This is a genomic window from Gordonia sp. Z-3, assembly GCF_036233855.1.
Taxonomy (GTDB): domain Bacteria; phylum Actinomycetota; class Actinomycetes; order Mycobacteriales; family Mycobacteriaceae; genus Gordonia; species Gordonia tangerina.
The window spans coordinates 1-22,649 of sequence record NZ_JAZARS010000031.1; the positions used below are offsets into that span (position 1 = coordinate 1).

General features: G+C 66.7%; 20 protein-coding genes. 11 read left to right on the top strand and 9 right to left on the bottom strand.

Annotated elements, in window-relative coordinates:
* Positions 1 to 186 precede the first annotated feature (186 nt).
* From VX037_RS22935 to VX037_RS22950, 4 genes are all read left to right on the top strand, one after another.
* Positions 187 to 2,214 (top strand): ABC transporter permease, encoded by a 2,028-nt coding sequence (locus VX037_RS22935; protein ID WP_235721866.1) that lies wholly within the window; start codon positions 187 to 189, stop codon positions 2,212 to 2,214.
* Entirely contained in the window at positions 2,207 to 3,118 is a 912-nt protein-coding gene (locus tag VX037_RS22940; protein WP_235721867.1) for an ABC transporter ATP-binding protein, read from the top strand. The genes VX037_RS22935 and VX037_RS22940 overlap by 8 nt, the downstream gene beginning before the upstream one ends.
* The gene (locus VX037_RS22945; RefSeq protein ID WP_235721868.1) at positions 3,115 to 3,885 is read left to right on the top strand and encodes an ABC transporter ATP-binding protein; all 771 of its coding nucleotides are present in this window, start codon (positions 3,115 to 3,117) and stop codon (positions 3,883 to 3,885) included. Before VX037_RS22940 ends, VX037_RS22945 begins: the two co-directional genes overlap by 4 nt.
* A 70-nt stretch (positions 3,886 to 3,955) precedes the next feature.
* The gene (locus VX037_RS22950) at positions 3,956 to 4,678 is read left to right on the top strand and encodes a TetR/AcrR family transcriptional regulator (RefSeq protein ID WP_235721869.1); all 723 of its coding nucleotides are present in this window, start codon (positions 3,956 to 3,958) and stop codon (positions 4,676 to 4,678) included.
* Between the two features lie 70 nt (positions 4,679 to 4,748).
* Here the strand turns inward: VX037_RS22950 and VX037_RS22955 are convergent, their stop codons facing one another.
* Positions 4,749 to 5,630 carry an LLM class flavin-dependent oxidoreductase gene (locus VX037_RS22955; protein WP_235722012.1) on the bottom strand — a complete coding sequence of 294 codons (882 nt, stop codon included), beginning with the start codon at positions 5,628 to 5,630 and terminating at the stop codon, positions 4,749 to 4,751.
* A gap of 39 nt (positions 5,631 to 5,669) precedes the next feature.
* On the bottom strand, positions 5,670 to 7,193 hold the full coding sequence (locus VX037_RS22960; protein WP_235722013.1) for an FMN-binding glutamate synthase family protein: 1,524 nt from the start codon (positions 7,191 to 7,193) through the stop codon (positions 5,670 to 5,672).
* A 591-nt stretch (positions 7,194 to 7,784) separates the two neighbouring features.
* Between VX037_RS22960 and VX037_RS22965 the strand changes: the two genes are divergently transcribed.
* The 4 genes from VX037_RS22965 to ehuA are packed head-to-tail and all read left to right on the top strand — an operon-like array spanning position 7,785 to position 10,816.
* Positions 7,785 to 8,630, top strand: coding sequence for an ectoine/hydroxyectoine ABC transporter substrate-binding protein EhuB (locus VX037_RS22965; RefSeq protein ID WP_235722014.1), 846 nt, complete (start codon positions 7,785 to 7,787; stop codon positions 8,628 to 8,630).
* A gap of 20 nt (positions 8,631 to 8,650) precedes the next feature.
* The gene (gene ehuC, locus VX037_RS22970) at positions 8,651 to 9,382 is read left to right on the top strand and encodes an ectoine/hydroxyectoine ABC transporter permease subunit EhuC (protein WP_235721870.1); all 732 of its coding nucleotides are present in this window, start codon (positions 8,651 to 8,653) and stop codon (positions 9,380 to 9,382) included.
* On the top strand, positions 9,379 to 10,023 hold the full coding sequence (ehuD, locus tag VX037_RS22975; protein WP_235721871.1) for an ectoine/hydroxyectoine ABC transporter permease subunit EhuD: 645 nt from the start codon (positions 9,379 to 9,381) through the stop codon (positions 10,021 to 10,023). Before ehuC ends, ehuD begins: the two co-directional genes overlap by 4 nt.
* A 31-nt stretch (positions 10,024 to 10,054) precedes the next feature.
* Positions 10,055 to 10,816 (top strand): ectoine/hydroxyectoine ABC transporter ATP-binding protein EhuA, encoded by a 762-nt coding sequence (gene ehuA / locus VX037_RS22980; protein ID WP_235722015.1) that lies wholly within the window; start codon positions 10,055 to 10,057, stop codon positions 10,814 to 10,816.
* A 142-nt stretch (positions 10,817 to 10,958) separates the two neighbouring features.
* Here the strand turns inward: ehuA and VX037_RS22985 are convergent, their stop codons facing one another.
* Complete coding sequence (locus VX037_RS22985; RefSeq protein ID WP_235721872.1) at positions 10,959 to 12,176, bottom strand: DUF418 domain-containing protein; 1,218 nt, start codon at positions 12,174 to 12,176, stop codon at positions 10,959 to 10,961.
* A gap of 110 nt (positions 12,177 to 12,286) precedes the next feature.
* Between VX037_RS22985 and VX037_RS22990 the strand changes: the two genes are divergently transcribed.
* Positions 12,287 to 12,871 carry a TetR/AcrR family transcriptional regulator gene (locus tag VX037_RS22990; RefSeq protein ID WP_235721873.1) on the top strand — a complete coding sequence of 195 codons (585 nt, stop codon included), beginning with the start codon at positions 12,287 to 12,289 and terminating at the stop codon, positions 12,869 to 12,871.
* 199 nt (positions 12,872 to 13,070) lie between these two features.
* On the opposite strand, the gene VX037_RS22995 is transcribed toward VX037_RS22990, so the two are convergent.
* Genes VX037_RS22995 through VX037_RS23010 form a run of 4 tightly spaced genes read right to left on the bottom strand, consistent with a single transcriptional unit; the run spans position 13,071 to position 17,853 of the window.
* The gene (locus tag VX037_RS22995) at positions 13,071 to 15,704 is read right to left on the bottom strand and encodes an MFS transporter (RefSeq protein WP_235721874.1); all 2,634 of its coding nucleotides are present in this window, start codon (positions 15,702 to 15,704) and stop codon (positions 13,071 to 13,073) included.
* Positions 15,705 to 15,740: 36 nt separating this feature from the next.
* Positions 15,741 to 16,547 carry a YceI family protein gene (locus VX037_RS23000; protein ID WP_328716035.1) on the bottom strand — a complete coding sequence of 269 codons (807 nt, stop codon included), beginning with the start codon at positions 16,545 to 16,547 and terminating at the stop codon, positions 15,741 to 15,743.
* Positions 16,544 to 17,377 carry an MSCRAMM family protein gene (locus VX037_RS23005; protein WP_328716037.1) on the bottom strand — a complete coding sequence of 278 codons (834 nt, stop codon included), beginning with the start codon at positions 17,375 to 17,377 and terminating at the stop codon, positions 16,544 to 16,546. Before VX037_RS23005 ends, VX037_RS23000 begins: the two co-directional genes overlap by 4 nt.
* The gene (locus tag VX037_RS23010) at positions 17,377 to 17,853 is read right to left on the bottom strand and encodes a MarR family winged helix-turn-helix transcriptional regulator (RefSeq protein ID WP_266062844.1); all 477 of its coding nucleotides are present in this window, start codon (positions 17,851 to 17,853) and stop codon (positions 17,377 to 17,379) included. Before VX037_RS23010 ends, VX037_RS23005 begins: the two co-directional genes overlap by 1 nt.
* Positions 17,854 to 18,167: 314 nt before the next feature.
* Here VX037_RS23010 and ppk2 point away from each other — a divergent pair, with 314 nt between their 5' ends.
* Both ppk2 and VX037_RS23020 read left to right on the top strand, forming a co-directional pair.
* Positions 18,168 to 19,061 (top strand): polyphosphate kinase 2, encoded by an 894-nt coding sequence (gene ppk2 / locus VX037_RS23015; RefSeq protein WP_235721878.1) that lies wholly within the window; start codon positions 18,168 to 18,170, stop codon positions 19,059 to 19,061.
* Between the two features lie 131 nt (positions 19,062 to 19,192).
* A complete protein-coding gene (locus tag VX037_RS23020; RefSeq protein ID WP_235721879.1) occupies positions 19,193 to 19,438 on the top strand; it encodes a three-helix bundle dimerization domain-containing protein in 246 nt (81 codons plus the stop codon).
* Between the two features lie 39 nt (positions 19,439 to 19,477).
* Here VX037_RS23020 and VX037_RS23025 read toward each other — a convergent pair whose 3' ends face one another.
* Both VX037_RS23025 and VX037_RS23030 read right to left on the bottom strand, forming a co-directional pair.
* A complete protein-coding gene (locus tag VX037_RS23025) occupies positions 19,478 to 19,684 on the bottom strand; it encodes a hypothetical protein (protein ID WP_235721880.1) in 207 nt (68 codons plus the stop codon).
* Positions 19,685 to 19,777: 93 nt separating this feature from the next.
* Positions 19,778 to 22,561, bottom strand: a complete 2,784-nt coding sequence (locus VX037_RS23030; RefSeq protein ID WP_328716038.1) for an ATP-binding protein — start codon at positions 22,559 to 22,561, stop codon at positions 19,778 to 19,780.
* Positions 22,562 to 22,649: the final 88 nt, after the last annotated feature.

Genomic DNA, 22,649 nt, shown 5'->3' on the forward strand with positions numbered 1-22,649 from the left:
CCCCACCAGACCACCCACCCCCACCTACCCCTGTGCTCCGCCCGGTCGACGCCCCCCCCCCCACCATCTCTCACCCCCCCCCCCCCCCCCCCCCCCGGGGGGGGGGGGGGCCCCCCCCCCCCCCCCCCCCCCCGTCTCTTTCCGTGTTCGCGCGCTTCGCCGGCGCACCGATCGATTGGTTCGGTAATGGGGCAATTCCTGCAGTTCGTCTTTCTCGGTCTCTCGACCGGTGCGGTGTACGCCGTTCTCGCATCGTCGCTGGTCGGCGTGTACGCCGCGACCGGTGTCATCAACTTCGCGCAGGGCACGCTCGGGCTGTGGGCGGTCTACACGGTCGCCGCACTGCGTAGCGACGGAGAGCTGGTTCTCCCCATCGGTCACATCCCGATCGGTAGCGCCGACGACCCGGTCTCGATGGGCCCGGCGATCATCATCGGCGTGCTCTCGGCCGTTCTCTGGGCCATCGTCGCGCACTATCTCGTCTTTCGGCCGCTGCGGCATGCGCCGGTGCTGGCGCAGGTGGTGGCGTCGGTCGGTCTGATGCTCTTCATCCAGGCGCTCGTACATCTCCGCTTCGACACCGAAGGTCTGCTGGCCCTGCGGATTCTGCCCGACGACACGATCGAGTTCGCCGGCGCAGTCGTCAACGTCTCCGACCTGATCCTGGCCGGCATCGCGATCGTGATCGCCGCACTGTTCTGGGCATACTTCAAGCTCACCCGGCTCGGTGTGGCGACCCGCGCCGGCGCCGAGGACGAACTCGCCGCGCGGCTCGTCGGATACTCACCTGATCGTCTCGCCGCTGTCGTCTGGGTGATCACCGGCGCCGCAACGGGTCTGATCGCGGTCCTGGCTGCCTTCACGATCGGACTCAGCGTCACCAGCTACACCTTCTACGTGATCCCGGCTCTCGCCGTCGCACTACTCGGTCGACTCACATCCTTCGGAATCGCCTGCGCAGGTGGACTTTTCCTCGGAGCTTTCCAGGCGGTCATCACGTGGTTGACCACCAAGGACTGGTGGCCCGAATGGGCGCAGGCGGGCTTGGGTGATGCCGTACCGTTCGTCCTCATCGTCATCGCGCTGTTCCTGATGGGTGGACGGATTCCCTCCCGCGGTTCACTGGGCGAGGTGAAGATGCCTGCGGTCCGCATCCCACACATCCGTCCCATTCCGACGATCACCGTGCTGGCCGCGGTGACGGCCGCCATCTTCTTCACGGAGGGGACGTGGCGCTTCGGTGTCGTCACCTCGGTGATCTTGTCGCTGATCGCGTTGTCGCTGGTGTTGCTCACCGGCTATCTGGGTCAGATCTCGCTGGCGTCCATGGCTTTTGCCGGCGCCGCCGGGTTCGCGTTGTCGAAGCTGACGGTGAACTGGAATGTGCCCTTCCCGTTCAGCATCCTGTTCGCCGCGCTGATCGCCACCGGCTTGGGCATCCTGGTCGGCGTACCCGCATTGCGTATCCGTGGCGCCCAACTCGCCGTGGTCACCCTGGCCGCGGCGATCGCGATCCAGGGTTTCGTGTTCAACAATCCGGGAATCACCGCCTACGAGGGCAATCTGATCACGGATCCGACGCTGTTCGGCATCGATCTCGGTGTGCGTGACGGCACAAACCTGGTGACCCTGCGGTTCTCGCTGATGGTTCTCGTGGTGGTCACCATCGCCACGCTGGCGGTGATGCGTCTGATGGCCGGGTCCACCGGGCGTGCCTTCCTGGCGGTGCGATCCAACGAGCGAGCCGCGGCCGCGGTCGGGATCAACGTGGCATCGACCAAGTTGCTCGGCTTCGCGCTCTCGGCCTTCCTCGCCGGCGTCGGCGGCTGCCTGATTGGCTACAGCCGAGGCCAGCTGTCGGCGGGATCGTTCACCGTGATGGTCGGTCTGATCCTGCTCGCCATGACCTATGTCGGCGGCATCACGTCGGTGTCCGGTGCATTCATCGCCGGCATCGTCGGACCGCTTGGTGTGGGCTACGTCTTCCTCAACCAGACGTTGGCCCTCGGTGAGTACTACGAGATCATCGCTGCGGCAGGCCTGTTGCTGGCGGCGATCCTCAATCCGGTCGGCATGGCCGGCGCGTTCACCGAGCTCGGCGACAAGTTGCGCCGGCGACATACGCACGCGGACACCCCGGCCGACGACAGCGGCGATGGTGCGGCCGCACCGCTCGTCACCCCTACGACCTCAAAGGCGGGCCTTCATGCCTGACAGCGCGACAACCGTAGCCGCCCCCGACGCCGAGCCGTTGCTGCGCACCCGCGGGCTCTCGGTGCACTACGGCGGTGTCACCGCCAATGCCGACATCGACCTCACCGTCGGAGCGGGGGAGATCGTCGGACTGATCGGCCCCAACGGTGCCGGCAAGACGACCTTCGTCGATGCGGTCACCGGCTTCGCGCGCTCCAGCGGTGAGGTGACCCTGTCCGGGCGGCGCATCGACCGTGCCGGGCCGCACCGTCGGCGCCGCGCGGGTATGGCGCGTACCTGGCAAGCCGGAGAGCTGTTCGCCGACTTGACCGTCGCCCAGAATCTGGCTGTCGCGGTGCAGCGGGTTGGACTACGCGCCATGGTCCTCGACGTGGTGAACGGTTCCCGACCGCCGGCCGGTGTCGTGGAGAAGGCGCTCGACGTCGTCGGCCTGACCGACGTCGCCGATCGCCGACCGGACGAACTGACGCTGGGGCAGCAGAAGCTGGTCGGTGTAGCCCGCGCGCTCGTCGGCGATACCGGGTTGGTCCTGCTCGACGAGCCGGCCGCCGGACTCGACACGCACGAGAGTCGTGAGTTCGGCGGCGAGTTGCGCCGGATCGCCGCGACGGGTGTGGGCATCCTGCTCATCGACCACGACATGTCGCTGGTTCTCGATGTCTGCGACCGGCTGTACGTCCTCGATTTCGGGCGCGTGATAGCGGCCGGGCCGCCGGCGGAGATCACGAACGACCCGGCCGTGGTTGCGGCCTACCTCGGTAGTGCTGAGGTACAGGCCGAGTCGGATTCGGGCGCCGACGATCCGGCACCCGACACATCGGCCGGCACCGTAATGACCCCGGTGGAATCGACCACTACGGACGAGACCACGAGAGAATCGACCACTACGGAGGAGACACGATGACAACGCCGACAGTCGCCGACGGCGCGGTCACGGACTCCGCCGCAGCCGCTCCAGTTCTGTCCCTGGATCGAGTCACCGTCGGTCACTACGGCGTACCCGCGGTGCGTGAGCTGACCTTCGAGGTTCGGCCTGGTGAGATCCTTGCGTTGCTGGGGCCCAACGGCGCGGGAAAGACCACGACATTGCTGTCAGCGGTGGGCGCGCTCCCTCTGATGTCGGGTCAGATCACCGCATTGGGTGAACCGATCGATCATCGTGTCGAGCGCAATGCGCGCCGCGGGGTGACGCTGGTGCCCGACAACCGCGGCTTGTTCCACCGTCTGTCCGTCACCGACAATCTGCGGTTGGCGCGACGCAAGGGTGGGCCGCAGGTGGATGTGGTCTTTGAGTACTTTCCCAAGCTGAAGACGTTGCGCGGCCGACGGTGCGGCAACCTGTCCGGCGGTGAGCAGCAGATGCTGGCCCTGGCGAAGGCATTGTTGACGCGGCCGTCCGTGTTGCTCATCGATGAGCTGAGCCTCGGTCTGTCGCCGGTGGCCGTCCAGGATCTGTTGCCGCGGCTGCGCAGCATCGCCGACGAGCAGAGCATGGCGGTGGTGTTGGTCGAACAGCACATCGACCTGGCGCTGGGCATCGCCGACTCGGCCATCGTGATGCACCACGGGCGGGTTGCGTTGGGGGGCTCGGCCGATGACCTGCGGGCCAGTCGGGATAAGGTCGAGGCCGCCTATTTCGGTCGGTTGGGTGGCACGGACACCCCCGGCTGAGGGTGTCGGGGGCAATGGAGTCCACATCGGTCTGGCCACCCGGACCACGAGGTGATATCAGGAGCCCACAGTGAACAAGCCCGGGCGGACGGGCGCATCGCGTCGTCGTTCGCGACCGCGCAGCACCCGCAATCGACCCACCGATGACCAACTGTTGGACGCCGCCCGGGCGGTCATCTCCGAACACGGGGTCGAACGGTCGACGATGGACATGATCGCCGAACGCGGCGGCACCACCCGGGTGACGTTGTACGCACACTTCGGGTCGCGTGATGCACTGGTCGACCGGCTGATCGAACGGGAGTTGGGCAACTTCACCGACTGGATGGCGGCTGCCTACGACGAAAGCGAAGACTGGTCGTACGGCGCCCGGGCGCGACACTCGGTGGAGGCGACCTTCGACTTCGCGCGGAGCAATCCGGAGGGGTTGCGGCTCCTCCTCGGGCACCGGCAGGAGGCCGAGGATCCCGGCCGTCGGCTCTACACGACGCTCGAACCGCGGGTCGCCGCTCGTTTGCGTCAGAACTACGCCGAACGCGGCGCCGAGATCGCGGCGAGCGCCGATACCCTGGCGTCGCTGCTGATCGGGATCAGTCTCGATGTCGCATATCGTGCGTTGATCGTTGATCGCGCCGACATCGACGTCGCCTGCGAGATCGCGGTGTCGGCCACCCTCGGAGTGTTGCGCGCGGTCTCACCCGAGCAACTGCTCGCGTTGGACGCCTCGCTTGCCGAAGGCGTCGTAGACCCGGACTCGGCGACCGGGTCGTCGCGCATCCACATAGAGAACTGACAACCACGGGGGTTGCTACTCACGTGGATGTCAGCTCCCCATGTGGGTGTCGGCGGCCGATCGGATCGGATCAGCCAAACGCGGCGGCCACCTCGGCGGCACGTCGGAGCTGATCCGGATCAGAACTCGTCGGGATCAGCTGGACCTCGTCGGTGCCGATGGCAGCGAACCTCCGTAGTGTCTCGACCAGCTCGTCCTCAGTGCCGGCCCACCCCGTGGTGGGGGCCATGGCGTCGACGAACTCGGTCGGAATCCAGTTCATGTAGTGGCGGAGGTGTCGGTGGATCTGCTCTCGCGGACCGTCACCGGTGCCGAGTGCGAACCAGAACGAGGTCGCCAGATGTGGACGGCGCCGCCCGGCGTCGGCCCACGCGCGACGCGCGACGTCGAACAGTTCGGCCTGTCGATCCAGGTTCAGATCCAGGGTCACCCCGGCCACCCCATCGGCCCATCCGGCGGCGCTGCGAATGGTCTTGGGTCCGGTGGTGCCGACGTGCAGCTCGGGTCCGCCGGACTGCGGCGGCGTGGGACCGACGGGGAGCATCGAGTCGGTGATCTTCTCGCCCGCCCACACCCGGCGCATCGTGGTCACACGGTCGGTCAATCCGCGGATCGTCTGCGTGCCGGTGTCGGCGCCGACCGCGTGATAATCCTCATGCCGTCCGCCGATCCCGAGGCCGACGGTCAGCCGTCCGCCGCACAGCATGTCGCCGGTGGCCAAGGCCTTGGCCAACATCACCGGGTCATGGAGCTGCGGCACCACCACCGTCGTCACGAGCCGTACGCGCTCGGTCCAGGCGGCCAGCGCACCGAGCAGGGTCAGGGTGTCCGGGTTGTCGAAGGCGATGCGCTCTCCGAAGCACAACGATGAAAAGGACCCTCGGTCGATCTCGGTCGCCCACGTCCGCAGGACATCGGCGTCGAGCCCCGGTTCCATCACCGGCAAGGTCATTCCGATCTGCACGACACCGATTCTGACAAATCGTCGGGCTCAGTTGCCGGCGCTCGGGGCAAACGAATCCGGATCGGCGCGCGTCCAGTCGTCGATCCACGACTCGGGTGGGTCGTCGAGTAACTGACCGGGTGTCAACCACTCGTAGATCTCGGCGTAGGAACGTTGCTCGGTGGCCGAGACGCGTTTGCGGAGCAGATGCGGGCCGAGCTCGGCGGGGTCGCGCACCCCGAGAGAAGCCATCAACCGCATCGCTTCGTCGACGGTCGCCTGGTGATATCGAAACGCGCGGTCACTCTTGTCGTCGACGTCGAGCGCGCGGGCGCGACGCCGATCCTGGGTGGCCACGCCCACCGGGCAGTGGTTGGTGTGGCACCGCTGAGATTGGATGCAACCCACGGCCATCATCATCGGTCGTGCGGCATTGGTGTAGTCGGCTCCCTGGATGAGTCTTTTGACGATGTCGTTGCCGGTCGCGACCTTGCCGCTGGCACCGATCCGGATGATGTCGCGCAGCCCGGTCCCGACCAGCGCATTGTGTACCGTCATCAGTCCGTCGGTCAGCGGCAACCCGACGTGGTCCTCGTACTCCAGCGGTGCCGCGGCGGTACCACCTTCGGCGCCGTCGACCACGATGAAATCCGGCGCGATCGACTCCGCGCGCATCGCCTTGCAGATGGCCAGCACGTCGACTCGCGATCCCACGCACAGCTTGAAGCCGATCGGCTTTCCGCCGCTGAGCTCGCGCAGGCGGGCGATGAAGCCGACGAGTTCACGAGGCGTGGAGAACTCCGAGTGACCGGCCGGGCTGACACATTTCTGTCCCTCGGGCACGCCGCGGTAGCGGGCGATCTCTGCGCTGACCTTCGCCGCCGGCAGCACGCCACCGATGCCGGGTTTGGCGCCTTGGCTGAGCTTGATCGAGATGGCTTTGATCTGTTCGGTGGCCGCCTTGTCCGCGAACTGGTCGGGATCGAAGTGTCCCTCGTCGGTGCGGGTGCCGAAGTAGCCGGAGCCGATCTCCCAGATGACGTCGGCACCACCGAGGTGATACGGCGTGAGGCCACCCTCGCCGGTGTCATGGGCGAACTCGCCTCTGCGTGCGCCGTTGTTCAAGGCGCGCAAAGCGTTACCTGATAGTGCGCCAAAGCTCATCGACGAGATGTTGAGCAGCGACATGGCGTACGGTGCGGCGCAGTCCGGGCCGCCGACCGACACCCGGAATGGATGGGGCGGCGGCTCGACCGGCGCGGTGGAATGCACCAGGTATTCGTAACCGGCCCTGTCGATGTCGCGTTCGGTGCCGTAGGACAGCTCAGCCGCGGTGCCCTTGGCGCGCTCGTAGATCAACGAGCGGACATCCCGATCGAACGGCCGACCATCGACGTTGCGCTCGATGAAGTACTGCTGCAACTCGGGCCGCACCGATTCGAGCAGGAATCGCAGATGGCCGACGACGGGGTAGTTGCGCAACACCGAGTGGCGGCGCTGGACCAGATCGTAGACGCCGAGCGCGGCGAGCGCCCCCACAATCACCGTGGGAATGAGCCAGCCCCACCACACCGCCGACGCCGCGCCGCACCCGATGGCCGCCAGGACCAGAACCGCAACGCACAGGATTCGCACCGCTCGCACACCTCCCGCCCGAGCATAGCCAGGATGCTCCGGCCGCAAACCCGTTGCGTGCACCAGCCGTGACGACCGTGTGAGCTCCTCGGTGCGCTCGTGCTGCCTAGGTCGAAGGTGCGCGAACACAACGCGAGAGACGTCGGCGTCGGATCGGATGGTGTCGACGAATACCACCCGGATTCGTTTTCTGCACAAATGGTTTCACCCAATGACAACCCGATACCGTGTGTGCTGTCAGAAGAAAACGGTCGGACGGGGATGGGCTCGCGAAACCCGGAGGTGGGAAGCCCTTTTGGCGCCATCGTCAGGATGGGCGGGATGAGGGCCGCCTGAGCGCCACCTGAGATCCGTGTTAGGTTCACTAGGCGTACGAAGCGATCAAATCGGAGAAGTTGGGCGTCGGTTCGGTGACCGGAGCGCGGGCTCTGGCCTGTACGGCGGGTGCGTCCCGGCTGTTACCGGAAGGCTGAGTTCATGGCATTGTCTGCAATGAAGAAGACCCTGCATCGTCGATCCGTCCGGACCATGGCGGCTGCAGTCCTGGTGGGCGCGAGTCTCGCGGCGTGTTCATCGACCGATTCCGGCGGCGATTCCAGCCTGTTGGAACAGTTGCAGGACGAAGGGGTCGTCACGGTCGGCTTCGCCGGTGAGGCGCCGTATTCGTTCGAGGAGAACGGGCAGCTGACCGGCGCGACCGTCGCCCTGCACCGCGAGATCTTCGGCAACCTCGGCATCGAGACCGTCGAAGGCGTCAACGCCGACTTCGGTGCGCTCATCCCGGGTCTACAGGCCAACCGGTTCGACGTGGTCAGCGCCGGTATGTCGATCCTGCCCGAGCGTTGCGAGCAGGCCTCGTTCAGCGATCCCGAATTCAACTACACGACCGCTCTGATGGTGCCCACCGGCAATCCGATGAACCTCACCGACATGCAGTCGGTGGCCGAGAGCGGCGCCCGCCTGGCCACCATGACCGGCGCGATCGAGTCCGACTATGCGTCGAGCCTCGGCATCGACAGCATGCAGGTGGCCACCCCGCAGGACGGGATGGACGCGGTCACCTCGGGACGCGCCGACGTCTTCGCACTCACCGGCATCTCGCTGAACTGGATGAAGAATAACAACCCGGACGCCCCGGTCGATGTGACGCCGTCCTTCGTCGCCGTCATCGACGGAGTCCCGCAGGTCGGCGCGGGCGGCACGGTCTTCCGCACCGATGATCAGGACCTGCTCGACGCCTACAACTCCGAACTCGAGAAGATCACCTCCGATCCGGAGAAGTACCTGTCCATCGTCGGTGAGTTCGGGTTCACCGAAGAGGAGCTGCCCGATCCAGAGCTGACCACCGAGGATCTGTGTGCCGGCAACATCTGAGGGGCGACGAGTAACGACTCGTGGGTGACAACTTCGACGCCTTCCTGGATGCGTGGCCGCGCATCTGGGAAGGCATACTCACCACTGTCTACCTGACCCTCGGTGGGGCTGCGCTGGCGTTTGTGCTGGCGCTCGTTCTGGGGGTGGCGGCGGGGGCGCGTCAGATCGCGATCCGCGGGACCGCTCGGGTGATCGTGGAGTTCTTCCGCGGCACATCGCTTTTGGTGCAGCTGTTTTGGCTGTTCTACGTGCTGCCGTTGTTCGGTTACGAACTCGACCCGATGTTCTGTGGCATCCTCGCGCTCGGTCTGAACTACGGCGCGTACGGCGCGGAAGTGGTGCGCGGGTCGCTGGCCGCGATTCCCGCTCCGCAGCGTGAAGCCGCTGTGGCGCTGAACTTCTCGGCCTGGCAGCGGTTGCATCGGGTCATCTTCCCGCAGGCCTGGGTGCAGATGATCCCGCCGATGAACAACCTGCTGATCCAATTACTCAAGGGCAGTGCCCTCGCGAGTTTCATTCTGCTGCAGGATCTGACGTATCAGATCGAACAGCTGCGCCGCGGCACCGGTGACACGCTGTTCTCCTTCGGTATCGGTCTGATCCTGTACTTCTGCATCGCCTACGTGCTGACGCTGTTCATGAATCTCCTCGAGATGCGTGCCAAGTCGCGCCTGGGCGTGGGCCCGACGCTGCGCGAGGTGCTCAGCCTGCGACCCGAGCGGGTCGACGAGAACGTGGGGGTGGGCCGATGAACGTCGACTGGAGTTGGCAGCGCGCCTGGGACTGCCTGCCGATCTTGTTGGAGGGCTTCAAGATCACCTTGCTCGCCACGGTGCTGGGCTTTGTGATCGCGGCGGTACTGGGGTTGGCTATCGCGGTACTCCGTCGAACCGGGCCCGCTGTGATCAGCGTCCCCATCCGGGCGGTCTGCGAGTTCATCAGGCTCACCCCGCTGGTGGTGCAGTTGCTGTTCGCCTACTATCTGCTGCCGCAGTTCAGTGCGCTGCAGATCGGCATCGTGGTGCTCGGCATCCACTATTCGACGTACATGGCCGAGGTGTATCGCGCCGGCATCGACTCGGTGCCCAAGGGGCAATGGGAGGCGGCACACGCGCTGTCATTGCCCACCGCGCGAACCTGGCGTGCGGTCGTGTTGCCGCAGGCCATCCGCAACACGACGCCCGCCCTGGGCAATTACGCGATCTCCATGTTCAAGGACACGCCGTTCCTGTTCGCGATCACCGTGGTCGAGATGGTCACCGCGGCGCAACAGTACGGTGCCCGCACCTTTCAGTACCTGGAACCGATCACGATCGCCGGTGTCATCTTCCTGATTGCCAGCTATCCCACATCCATCCTGATCCGAAAGCTGGAGAAGTCCCTTGCCTACTGAGCTACTACCGACCGAACCGTCGTCGGATGCGATGATCGTGTTCGACAAGGTCGTCAAACGTTTCGGCGATCACGTGGTGCTCGACCACCTCGACTTCCGGGTCGAGCGCGGGGAACGGGTGGCCCTGATCGGTCCCAGTGGCTCCGGCAAGACCACGATCCTGCGCCTGCTGATGACCCTCGAGGACGCAAACGGCGGAGTGATCTGGGTCGAGGGTGATCCACTGACCCATCAGTTCAAGGGCGACAAGTTGGTGAAGCCCTCGCAAAAGCACCTGCGTGCTGTCCGCTCCAAGATCGGCATGGTGTTCCAGCAGTTCAATCTGTTCCCCAACATGACCGTGCTGGAGAACATCACCGAGGCGCCGATCCACGTGCTGGGCAAGAGCAAGGCCGAGGCGGCCGAACGTGCCCGGGAACTGCTCGCCACCGTCGGCCTCCAGGACAAAGAGGACGCGCACCCCACCAAACTGTCCGGCGGCCAGCAGCAGCGCGTGGCCATCGCCCGGGCGTTGGCGATGGACCCCGACATCCTCCTTCTCGACGAGGTCACCTCGGCGCTGGACCCGGAACTGGTGGCCGACGTGCTCGGCGTGCTGCGGCGCATCGCCGAGACCACCGACATCACCATGCTCATCGTCACCCATGAGATGGGCTTCGCACGCGACGTCGCCGACCGGGTGCTCGTCTTCGACCAGGGGCGCATCGTCGAGGAGGGCGATCCGAAACAGATCTTCACCGCCCCGCGTGAGGAGCGGACCCGGTCATTCCTGAAGGCCGTTGTGGATCACTGAGTGTCGCGGTGGTGTGCGGGTAGCAGCGCCCTCCGACCGGTTTGTGTCCGAGCAGACCCGTGATCTTGGTGAGTGCTACCAGATCATTGCCGAGATCTGGGACGTCCCCGCAGATCGTCTGGGCGACTGCGACCTCATGGTCTCACGAGGAGGCATTCGTCGGGGTGTGGTCCGCCGGTTCGGTGGTCCGCATCCGCTCAGGCCGGTGTAGTCGCGCATAGCTGCTGTGCCAGAGCCGTTCCAGGGGACCGCGATCGAATCGCCGGAGCCACAGCCGCGCGAGCACCATCAGCACTACGGTGATGCCGAGGAACAGCCCGATCGTCGCGGGCACGACCGTGGTCGGGTCGAGGCGTGCGGCCAGGCCGAGTCCCCACCCGTAGCAGATGGCGCCGGCCAGTGCGTTCTGGAAGACGTAGCAGCTCAACGCCGTCCGGCCGATCGGCGAGAGGGCGCGGCCGAGGATCCCGGGTGTCCGGCCGTCCGCGTAGAAAGCCGCGATCGCCGCGAGGATCCCGAGTGCGACGATCGGCGCGAGCAGGTAGCGGCCGACGATCAGGCCGGCGTCGCCGCCGGTGATGCCGACGACGAGGTCGAGCGGGAACGCGACGCCGAGTCCGACGATCATCAGCCGCCTCCGCAGCCGGCCGGCCGACGGTACGCGTGTCGTCGGCTCGAGGACGCCTGCCCGCAGGAGGGCGGCGCCGACGAGGAACAGCGCCACCGACATCGGCAGGATCAGGACGACCTCGGCACGGAACAGCGCGATGTGCGCGGCACGGAACACGACGAGATCGAGGAACGAGCCGTCGGCGTACGGATTGGGTGACAGCGGTTGTGCTCGGTCGGTCGGTGGGGCGGTCGCGAGCGCGGCGACGATCAGCGTCAGCAGCAGCACATGGATGACTGCGGCAGTGATCAGCGCGACGTGTTGTCGTCGGATGGTCGTCGACAGGATGAACGCCACGATCAGGCCGGTGACCGCGTAACCCATCAGGACGTCGAACTCGGTGAAGAGGAAGTAGTTGACCGTGCCGTCGACGAAGAGCAGTGCCGCGCGCCACGGATAGCCACCGGGCCATGATTCGCCACGACGTTCCGCGGAACGCTGTTGGATGGCGAGTCCGATGCCGAACATGATCGTGAGCAGGCCGAGGAACTTGCCCTGTGCGAGCTGTTGCAGGACGTCCTGGACCACGGACCATGCCCCGGTCGCCTCGTGGGTGCCGTTGAGATAGCCGACCAGACCGTCGACATTCGTGAAGATCCAGATATTGGTGGCCAGCGTCCCGAGAATGGCGACGCCACGCAAGACGTCGAGGGCGGCGAAGCGTCGGGGCGCGGTGGGCAGGTCCGTCACAGTTCCTTCGTCGTCGTCGGGAGTCGTCCGGGCAAGGCGCAGACGATTGTGGCGGCACGACTGTGTTGGCAACGCGACCTAAGCTAGCACAGTTGGGCTACCATGCGGAAGTGCCCAAGCTGATCGACCACGACGCCCGACGAACTGAGATCGCGGAGGCGCTCTGGCGGGTGGTGCTCCGCGAAGGGGTGTCGGGGGTGTCGATCCGGGACGTCGCCGCCGAGGCGGGGATTTCCGCCGGGTCGTTGCGACATGTGTTCGCCGACAAGGAGGAGTTGCTCGCGTTCTCGATGCGGCTGATCTATCAGCGGGTCGGGGAGCGTGTCGTCGGGCACGGGTCTGTCCGCGATCCGCTGCGGCGCGCGGAGGCGATGCTGTCGGAGGTTCTACCGTTCGACGACGTCCGGCGGGTCGAGATGCACGTGAACCTGGCGCTGGTCACCGATGCGGTCGCACATCCGGGGCTGGCCGAGGCCGGACTCGAGGCGCACGACGGCCTGCGGGCGCTGTCTCGGCGGGTGCTGACCGATCTGGGCGACCACGGGCTCGTCGACGCGCGGCACGATCTGGAGGCCGAGGCGATGAGACTGCACGCGCTTGTCGACGGGCTGGCGGTGCATCTGCTGTTGGGGCACAACGACGCGCCCGCCCGGGTACGCCGGCTGGTCCGGGATCACCTGGGGTCGTTGCGCTGAGGCGCGCTTTTCCGGAATGTGCCCGCCGAAGAATCCGCCGCGCCGGAAGACCGCCCCAGAAAAGCGCCCTGCGTAGCGGGGCAGCCGACGCATTGTTGACGGGTTCGCTACGGAGGGTGCTGTGTCGGGGCGCTTTTCCGGGGACGTGCACGGGCGGCCCGGACGGGCCGGTCCGGTGCCGACGCGCGCCGGACGATCGCTACGACACGACCGGCTTGTGTCCGGCGCCGAGCGCGATGTCGGCGGTGTTGCGTTGTCCGGCGGACACACTGACCGCGAGGGCCGTCGGCTCGTACATGTTGGCAACCACCGTGAACGCCGAGTCGGTGAGTCCCTCGATGCGGTAGCGGCCGTCGGTGTCGGTGGTCACCGACGCGACGATCGTCTGATCGGGTCCGATTGCCGATACCGTGGCGCCGACGAGCGGTGTGCCGTCGGGGGTGAGGACCGTACCCTGCACGCCACCGGTGGCGATCAGGACGATGTCGACCACGCCGGGTGCCGAGGCGTCGACGGTCACGAGTTGACTTGTCGGCTGGTAGCCGGGCGCCGAGGCCGTGACGGCGACAGTGTCCCCGTTCGACAGGCCGCCGATGACGAAGTCGCCGTCGGAGCCGGCGTGCGCCCGGGTGACCACCGCGCCCGACCGGTCGGTGACCACCAGGGCCGCCGGTAGCGGACGGTCCCCGTCGCGGACCGTGCCGCGCAGAGTCGATCCCCCGGCGAGGACGAAGTCGCGACGGAAGGTCAGCTCACCGACGACGGACACCGTGAGCGCCCGCGGCGACCGGCCCGGTGCGGTCGCGATGACCGTATAGGTGCCGTCGGCGAGATCACCCACCGCGTAGGACCCGTCCGGCCCGACCGTGGCCGTACCGACCTGGTGGCCCCGGACATCGGTCACCGTCACGGCGGCTTCGGCGGGCGCGACGCCGTCGGACCCGTTGATGTGTCCGGTGATTCGGGGGTCGCCGCTCGCCGCGGAACCTGCCGTCGACGGGCCAGGCTTGCGGTGTCGTGCCCCGGTCATGTGCGCTTCGTCGATCAGCTCCGCGGGTGTGCCTACGCCGGCATCGGCGGCGACGGCAGCCAGTTCGGCGCCCACCATCTCCGGTGTCGCCGACTTCGGCGATCCGGTGAACAGCGAGGCGATCGCACCGATCACACAGCAGATGAGAGCGAAGGTGAACGCGGCGGTGAGGCCATCGGAGAACGGATCACTGATCAGATGCGGGAAGAAGTCCAACCCGGTCAGGTGATCCACCGCCGACTGCGGCAGGCCCTGCAGCGCTTGACCGCCGACCTCACGGATGGGGTTGTAGCCGAGGAACGCCGCGAAAAGGATGCCCACGGTGGGCAGATGAGCAATCCCGTCGGCGGGCGCGTCGGGCATGCCGTTGGCAGTGAGTCCGCTGAACATCGCGTCGGGCAGATGCGCGCTGAGTCCGGCGATCATCAGCGAGAAGAACAACCCGATCGACAGCACCATCGCGGCGTTCTGGAATGTGGTCATCATCCCGGCGCCCGACCCGCGGGAGGTGATGGGCAAGCTGTTCATCACCTCGGCACGGTTGGGGGAGGCGAACAGCCCCATGCCGATTCCGTTGATGAGCATCACCAGAGCGAAGACCCAGTACTGGAAGTCGACCGGCATCGCGATGAGTGCGGCGAAGGTACCGGCGGTGATGACCATGCCGGTGGTGGTGAACCATTTGGTACCCAGCCGATCGGACAGTGCACCCGATACCGGTGCGCTGAGCAGGAAGCCGATGGTCATCGGCACCATGTAGATACCTGCCCACAGCGGCGTGCGCGAGTAGTCGTATCCGTGCTGCGGCAGCCAGATGCCCTGCAGCCAGATGATGAGGATGAACTGAAGACCGCCGCGTCCGATGGAGGCCATCAGATTCGCTATGTTGCCGAAGGCGAAAGAACGGTTGCGGAACAGGGATAGTTCGAACAGCGGGCTTGCGACCTTGGTCTCGATGAAGACGAAGATGCCCAGCACGACGGCACCACCGATGAGTCCGGTCAGGACCCACGGGTTGCCCCAGCCCATGTTGGAGGTGCCGTAGGGCTGGATGCCGTAGGTGATCGCGATGAGGATGGCGATGAGCCCGACGGCGAAGGTGATGTTGCCCCACCAGTCCATCTTGGCCTTGCGGCGTTCGCCGGTGTCGTGGAGTTTCAGGTACGCCCAGATGGTTCCGACCACGCCGAACGGCACCGAGACCAGGAAGATGTAGTGCCACTGGATCGGTGCCAGCACACCGCCGATCAGCAAGCCGAGGAACGACCCGGCGATGGCGGCAACGCCGTTGATGCCCATGGCTAGTCCGCGCTGATTGGCCGGGAAGGCGTCGGTGAGGATGGCCGACGAGTTCGCCATCAGGAAGGCGCCACCGACGCCTTGGATGATGCGCCAGAAGATCAGCCAGATGGCCGCTTCGCCACCGTCGAACCAGGTGATGGCCAAGAAGATCGACGAGACGGTGAAGATCGCGAACCCCATGTTGTACATCCGGGCGCGACCGAACATGTCGCCGAGACGACCGAAGCTGACCACCAGCACAGCGGTCACCACGAGGAAGCCCATCATCATCCACAGCAGATAGCTGGTGTTCTGCGGTTCCAACGGATTGAGGTGAATGCCCTTGAAGATGTCGGGTAGCGCGATCAGCACGATGGAGGAGTTGATGGTCGCGATCAGCATCCCCAACGTGGTGTTGGACAGGGCAATCCATTTGTAGTTGGGGCCGAGTTCGGCAAGGGAGCGCTGTCGGGAGCCGCGGGCGGTGGTGCCCGGGGCGACGGCGGTGCTGGTGTCGGACATGATGCCTTTCAGATCAATCAGGAAGAATGTGGTTGCTCAGGGGGTACGGATGGCCTGGATCTCCAGATCGACCGATGCGGTGCCGCCGATCTGCGCCACCCCACTGATCAGTTTGTCGTCGAAGCTGATGCCGAAATCGTTGCGCTGCAACGTCCCCGTCGCGCGGAATGCGGCCCGCCGACCGCCCCAGGGGTCGTCGACCTCGCCGAGGTAGGACAGGTTGAGGTCGACCGGAACCGAGGTCCCGCGCAGGGTCAGATGCCCGGCCAGGCGCCAGGTGTCGTCGCTGCCCGGGCACACCCGCGTCGCCCGGAACTCGGCGAGCGGATACTGCTCGACATCGAAGAACGCCGCGGAGCGCAGGTGTCCGTCGCGGGTCTGGTTGTCGGTGTCGATGCTGGCCGTGCTGATCTGGGCGCTCACCGACGACGCCTCGACGTCCTCGGGCACCTCGATGCGGCCTGAGAAGTCGGTGAATCGGCCTTTGATGTTGGCGATTCCGAAGTGCCGGACGCTGATCTCGACGGTGGAGTGGCCGGGATCGATCTCCCATGATCCGGCCGCCGGCACCGGCGCTCCGCCGGAGCGGGTCACCGCGATCGTGCCGAGGCTCACCTGTCCAGCGCCGTTGACCACCGCCGTGCGGGCGGTGGGCGCGAAGCCGTCGGCGGTGATGACCACCGTGTAGGTGCCTGCGTCGAGGGCGTCGGTGGTGATGGCGCCGCCGTCGTCGCCGCGCAGGACGGCCTGCTGCTCGCCGGTGGCGGACATGACGGTCATCACCGCGGCCGGCAGCGGATGGCCGCTCGACGTCGCCACGCGCGCGGTGATGGTGCCACTCATGCCTGCCCCCGTGCGCCCAGGACGAATTCGTGGGTGACCACGCGCCCGGGCTCGATGTCGATGGTGATGGCCTCCGGCGCATAGCCGTTGGCGATGACGGTGTAGTCGCCGGGTGCGAGGTTCGCGAAGAGATAGCGGCCGGCGGCGTCGGTCAACGTACTCGCCGCCATCTGCCCGGCATTGTCGAGTAGACCGACCTGGCTGTGCGGCACCGGTTGTCCTTCGGTCACGCCGTCTCCGTCGGTGATCACCCCGGCCAGCTCCGCTGCGGTCCGCAGCACGATGTCGGCCACGGCGACTCCGGTTCCGCCGACGGTGACCGTCTCGGCGACCGGGTCGCAGCCGGCCGCGGTCACGATGACGGTGTACGTGCCGACCGGCAGTCCGGAGACTTCCCACCCTCCGGTGGCATCGGTGACCGCGGTGGTGGTGACGTGACCTGCCCGGTCGGCCACGGCTACCGACGCGTGGGCCACCGGCTCCCCGGTCGCCGACGTCGTGACCGTTCCGCCGAGTGCGGCCATCGAGGCGAGCACCACCTCGACGTCGATGGGCGCGGCTCCCACCGTCACCGTCACCGCGGTGGGTTCATGGCCGGCCGCGGAAACAACGAGAACGTAGTGGCCACCAGCGGACACGTCGACGACGAAGGTCCCGTCGCTGCGGGCCATCGAACGCGCGGCCTGCCGCCCACTCGGATCGACGACGGTGATCGTGGCGTCGCCGACCGTCGTTCCCCCGGAACGGATCTCGCCACGTATCACGCCGCCTGATACTCGGGGCGGCGCTGTGCCATCGCCTTCGCGATGGCCGTTGGTGCTGGGCTGCATCAGGTTCCCTTCTGCTGAATGGGGGTCAGGGCGCACACGGTGTCGGCGAGCAGCCGCATCGACCGTTCGACACACCGGCGATCCGGATCGGTGAGTGCATCGAGCGCGGACTCGAACAGCGCCGAGTTCCGTGACGAGGCACCAGCGAGATGCGCACTGCCGGCGTCGCTCAGCGCGAGCAGACTCACCCGGCCGTCGTGGGCGTCGGTGGTGCGGACCACCATCCCGAGGTGCTCGAGCGAGGCCGCCACCCGCGACATGGTCGGTGCCGCGACTCGCTCGCGGTCGGCGAGTTCGGTCGCCCGGATGGGTGCATGCTGCGCAATCGTCCACAGCGCCGACATCTGGCTCGGCGACAACAGGTTGTCTCCGGTCGTCGACCGGACGGCACGCCCGATCCGGATCAGGTCGCGGTGGATGGCCGCGGCGCCGCGCAGCGCCATCGTGTCGGCGGGATCGTCGACGATGTGACTCATCCCTGCCCTCCAAAAAACTTAGTAACACTAAATTAATTACTTAGCCACCCTAAATGGATCTGGTGGGCACAGTCGATTCGGATGGGTGTGAGTTGGGCGACATCGGAGCTGAAAATTGGGACAAAGCAGCATATTTCGGACAACCCACGTTGGCGGAGGCGGTGTTTTCGTGGTCGTCGGCGTCGCCGGAGCGCACGGGATCCGTCGACGGGTGTATCGATGTTCGCGTTGCCGCGTCGGCGATGTCGTAGCATCTCGGACACGTCCAACACGGTGCGACACATGGTCTGGGGAGCGAAGGGAAGGGTGGCGCCATGGGGAAGAAGTCGAAGAAGAAGCGCGACGGGGGCCGCGCCGGGCACGACACCTCAACCGGTGGCTCGGGCCAGTCGGCGCCGATCGACAACAAGCCTGGCGAGACCAAACCGGTCGAGGGCAAACCGATGAAGAACAAGGAGTATCGGGAACAGCTCAAGCAGGTGCACGCGGAGCTCGTGGCGATGCAGGAGTGGGTGCGCTCGACCGGCGCCAAGATCTGCATCGTCTTCGAGGGCCGCGACACCGCCGGCAAGGGCGGCGTCATCAAGGCCCTGACCGAGCGGGTCAGTCCCCGGATCTTCCGGGTGGTCGCGTTGCCGACACCCACAGAACGCGAGAAGTCCCAGATGTTCCTTCAGCGGTACGTACCCCACCTTCCCGCGGCGGGCGAGGTCGTCATCTTCGACCGCAGTTGGTACAACCGTGCGGGCGTCGAGCGGGTGATGGGTTTCTGCACCGAAGAGCAGTCGAAACAGTTCTTGTCCGATGCTCCCGAGTTCGAGCGGGCCATGGTGCGGTCGGGAATCCTGCTGATCAAGTACTGGTTAGAGGTCAGCGACGACCAGCAGACCCTACGGCTGCAGAGCCGCATCGACGACCCCCGTAAGTATTGGAAACTCTCCCCGATGGACCTGAAGTCCTACACCCGATGGGACGAGTACACCCGTGCCCGCGACGACATGTTCCGCTACACCGACACTGGCTGGGCGCCCTGGTATGTGGCCAACACCGACGACAAGAAGCGCGGTCGGCTCAACATCCTCACCCATCTCCTCGGGCTGGTGCCCTACACTCCGCTCGAAGCGCCCGACGTGGAGCTTCCGAAACGAACAGTGGGTGCCTACGAGGGGCCGTCCCTCCCGGTGACCAGGGTGCCGTCGGCGTTCTGAGCGCCACCAGCCGGGGCCCGATCACGGGACGGCCGAAACGCGAGCACCATTCGAATGCAGATCGATGAACAGTCCATGAACAGTGTCCGGTTTGTCGGGCCGCGTCTGATGGTGACCCCTAGCCTTGTCCTGTGGAGGACGCAGACGAACGACGGCAGATCGGCGAAGTGCAGGAACGATTGATCGCCGCCTACTCGGATCGTCCGAGTCAAACGGTGGCGGCCGCGGTCGAGGCCGCGTATCGACATTTCGACGGCATCCGCGTGCGGGACTTCGTTCCGCTGCTCGTCGAGCGTAGGGCGAACGCGTCGCTCAACGGCAACGGCTCCGCCCCGATGGCGGACTCGCACCTCGCGCCGCCGCATCACGAAGACTGACACTCGCCGACATCGCGATCGGCTCAGGAAATCGTCGGCTCAGCCGTGGGCGGCGTTCAGCCCGAACCGCTGCTGTAGGCGCTGGATGTAGCCGCGTACCTCGAACAACTCGGCCCGTTTGGCCGCGGAGGCGGCACTGCTGGGTACGCTCTCCATCTCGTCGACGAGAGCGTCGGCTGCGCGTTCCAGTTCGTTGACCAACTGGCGCGCCTGGGCACGTGCCGCAGGGTCGAGGTCGTCGAGCATGCGCACGAGCGTAAGTCACCTGAACGACCTGCGCCAACTCTGACTGGGTCGACGGTCCGGTTGTACTCCCACTCATCGCAGGCGTCACGCGGCTCAGGGCGCAAGCGCAGGCCGCAGTTCCGCCCGCCCGGATATGCCGAGCTTGCGGTAGGTGTGGGTCAGGTGCAATTCCACCGTTCGGCGCGTGAGGAACAGTTGTTCGGCGATCTCCCGGTTCCCGATGTCGGTGGCGGCCAACTGGGCGACGCGGCGTTCCTGCGGCGTGAGCGCCTGCAGTCCGGTCACCTGAGGTCGACGCGGTCGCGCACCGGTGGCCCGCAGTGCGCTCATCGCCCGCGACACGAGTCGCCACGAACCGCATCGATGTGCCGCGTCCATTCCGGTACGCAACAGGTCGCGGCGCTCGGCGACGTCGCCGGATTCGGGCGCGGCGCCGAGCTCGACCAGCGACTCGGCGAAAACAAGCGCGGCCTGCGACGGACGAAGAATCTCGACAGCCTCCCGCAGGTCCGCCACCGCTGCTGCCCCCGATCGGAGCTGTGCTCGCGCGAGCAACGCCTGGCCGACGGCTCGGGGTGCGCCGTAACGCCGGGCCTCGGTCAACTCCGCCTCGAGCAGATCCCGGCAGCGTGTGTCGAATGTGCCCTGCAGCGACCGGACGGTCGCGGTCATCGAGCGCCACGGCGACGCGACCGGATTGAGATAGGCAGACCGATGGCCGCGCTCGCTCACCTCGGCGAGGTCTGCCAACGCACGCTCGTGGTTGCCGAGTGCGGCGAACAGCCGGGCCCTCGACAGCAGCAACGTGTCGATCGTGCCGATGTCCGGAAGCTCACCGTTCAGTCCGTAGTGCTCGAGCATCGACATGGCGCCGGCGCAGTGCTCCCGCTCCACCGCGACCTCGATCTGCCATCCCACCGTCATCGCGAAGCACATCGGATCGACATTGGCCAACTCGTCGAGGACTCGGTGTGCGTCGGTCTCGGCTTGATCTATCGCGCCGCGGTAGACGGAGTTGCCCGCGCGCAACGCCGTCGCGTAGGCGACGCCGACCAGCGACCCGCTGCCGACTGCGGCTGTGATCCCGGCGGTGGCGAACTCGTCGACCTCCTGGTACTCGCCGGTCCAGGCCAGGGCGCTGCCGGCGTAGATGAAGACCGGGGAGGCCGACCCGACCTCCGAGATCAGGGCTGTTCCACCGATCGCGCGCCGGGCGAGGTCGGCGACCTCCCGGTGACCGGCTGCCGCGCGCACCGCGGCATCCCACGCGACATGTGCCAGCACCGCACGCTGGGCAGGGGTGGTGGCACCGCACACCACGGGCCGCAGTTCTGCTGGGCGGCCACGGTTGCGACGAGAGATCGCCTCGGCGTTGAGCGCTGCGGCCTCCAACCGCAACCATGGTGTGTAGTCGCAGGTCTGGTCCACGGTGGCCAGCGCCGCGCGGCAGACCTCGCCGGCCTGCTCGAGTAACGCGGCATGAAAGAGTGCGGTGGCATACGCCTCGACGATCTCGATCGCGGGTGCGTCGGTGAGGTCTCGCGAGAGTTCCCACGCCCGGTGCAGGTGATCGAGCGCCTTCGGGTCCTTCGCCTCGTCGTACAGTCTGCCGCGCTGATGGCGGATCGTGATCTCGGCGCTTGTATCCAACGATTCGCCAAGTGCGAGTTCGAGATAGGCGACCGCTCGCGTACTGCCACCCTGTCCGCAGGTGACGGTGGCCGCAGCCGTCAAGGTGGGAACCACCCACGGGCGGTCGAACGGCGCGAGCTGTGCCGCCTGCAGCAGGTGTTCGGCCGAACGGACCGGGTGACGTGCCGAGTTCAGCTGTGCGGCAAGAAGTGCGAGGTCGAGTCGATGACCGGGTGGTACGGTCCCGGCCACCGCGTCGCGCAGCAACGGGTGACGAAAATGTCGCGGGTCGGTGGGGTCGAGCAGTTCGGACCCGATGAGTTCGTCAATGGCAGAGGTGGCTTCGGCCGTCGACACCCGCGCCAACTCGACGATGTCGCCGAGCGCGGCGGATTCACCCAATGTCGCCGCCGCGACCGCGATCGACCGCGCTGCGCGGCCCACGGTGGCGAGCCGGCGATCGGTCGATTCGACGATGGTCGCCGGCACCTCGTCGAGGCGAGCGCCCCGCGCCGCGAGATGGCGGGCGAACTCGCAGACGTAGAACGGGTTGCCGCCGGTGCGTTCGGTCAGCGCGGGTAGTACCACGTCGAGGGCGTGATCGTCGAGGCCGCTGAGGGTCGCGACGAGGTCACGGGTTGCGTCCGGACTGAGTGGTTGCGGTTCGAGGCGTCGGTGCGCCGCGCCCGTCAGCTCGTCGAGTTCGGGCGGGGCGGGGGTCGCGCTGCGCGCGGCCACGACCACGGCGATCGGATGGCCCGCGAGTCGGTCGGCCAGGTACCGGAGGAAACGCAATGACTGGGGATCGGCGAGCTGTGCGTCGTCGACGATGAGTAGCAGCGGTCGCTGTTCGCTGAGGCTGATGGTCAGCCAATGCAGGCCGTGGAGTAGTTGGAACTCGTGCAGATCGGTTCGCTCGCCCTCGGAGAAGAGAGGCAGACTCAGTGCACTGGCACCCCGGAACACCGCGGGATCGGTGTCGAAGACCGCCTGATCGAGCAAACCGACCATGGCGGCGAAGGGCTGGCCGGCCTCGCTGTCGCGACCCCGATAACGGCACGTCCGGAGCTGTTCGTTCCGCTGCGCCAACGCCTCGAGCAGGGAGGTCTTTCCGATGCCGGCAGGCCCACGGACCACGACTGCCTCGCCGTCGCCGTCTGCGGCTCGCGCGAGCACATCGGTCAGGATACGCAACTCGTCGTCACGCTCCATCAGGACCGGACTGCCGACACCCGCGGACCGCATGACACCAGATCCTATGTCGGATATGTCCCGTTGGCCTACGGACCGGCCGCCGAAACCCTTCGGTGCCGAGACCACTCGACGGGTGCGC

Bases quoted from the DNA above. Each gene is read 5' to 3' on its own strand.
- VX037_RS22935 (WP_235721866.1), top strand. From the start codon at position 187: ATGGGGCAATTCCTGCAGTTCGTCTTTCTCGGTCTCTCGACCGGTGCG.
- VX037_RS22940 (WP_235721867.1), top strand. From the start codon at position 2,207: ATGCCTGACAGCGCGACAACCGTAGCCGCCCCCGACGCCGAGCCGTTG.
- VX037_RS22945 (WP_235721868.1), top strand. From the start codon at position 3,115: ATGACAACGCCGACAGTCGCCGACGGCGCGGTCACGGACTCCGCCGCA.
- VX037_RS22955 (WP_235722012.1), bottom strand. From the start codon at position 5,630: ATGACCTTGCCGGTGATGGAACCGGGGCTCGACGCCGATGTCCTGCGG.
- VX037_RS22965 (WP_235722014.1), top strand. From the start codon at position 7,785: ATGGCGGCTGCAGTCCTGGTGGGCGCGAGTCTCGCGGCGTGTTCATCG.
- ehuD (WP_235721871.1), top strand. From the start codon at position 9,379: ATGAACGTCGACTGGAGTTGGCAGCGCGCCTGGGACTGCCTGCCGATC.
- ehuA (WP_235722015.1), top strand. From the start codon at position 10,055: ATGATCGTGTTCGACAAGGTCGTCAAACGTTTCGGCGATCACGTGGTG.
- VX037_RS22995 (WP_235721874.1), bottom strand. From the start codon at position 15,704: ATGTCCGACACCAGCACCGCCGTCGCCCCGGGCACCACCGCCCGCGGC.
- VX037_RS23000 (WP_328716035.1), bottom strand. From the start codon at position 16,547: ATGAGTGGCACCATCACCGCGCGCGTGGCGACGTCGAGCGGCCATCCG.
- VX037_RS23005 (WP_328716037.1), bottom strand. From the start codon at position 17,377: ATGCAGCCCAGCACCAACGGCCATCGCGAAGGCGATGGCACAGCGCCG.
- VX037_RS23010 (WP_266062844.1), bottom strand. From the start codon at position 17,853: ATGAGTCACATCGTCGACGATCCCGCCGACACGATGGCGCTGCGCGGC.
- ppk2 (WP_235721878.1), top strand. From the start codon at position 18,168: ATGGGGAAGAAGTCGAAGAAGAAGCGCGACGGGGGCCGCGCCGGGCAC.
- VX037_RS23025 (WP_235721880.1), bottom strand. From the start codon at position 19,684: ATGCTCGACGACCTCGACCCTGCGGCACGTGCCCAGGCGCGCCAGTTG.
- VX037_RS23030 (WP_328716038.1), bottom strand. From the start codon at position 22,561: ATGCGGTCCGCGGGTGTCGGCAGTCCGGTCCTGATGGAGCGTGACGAC.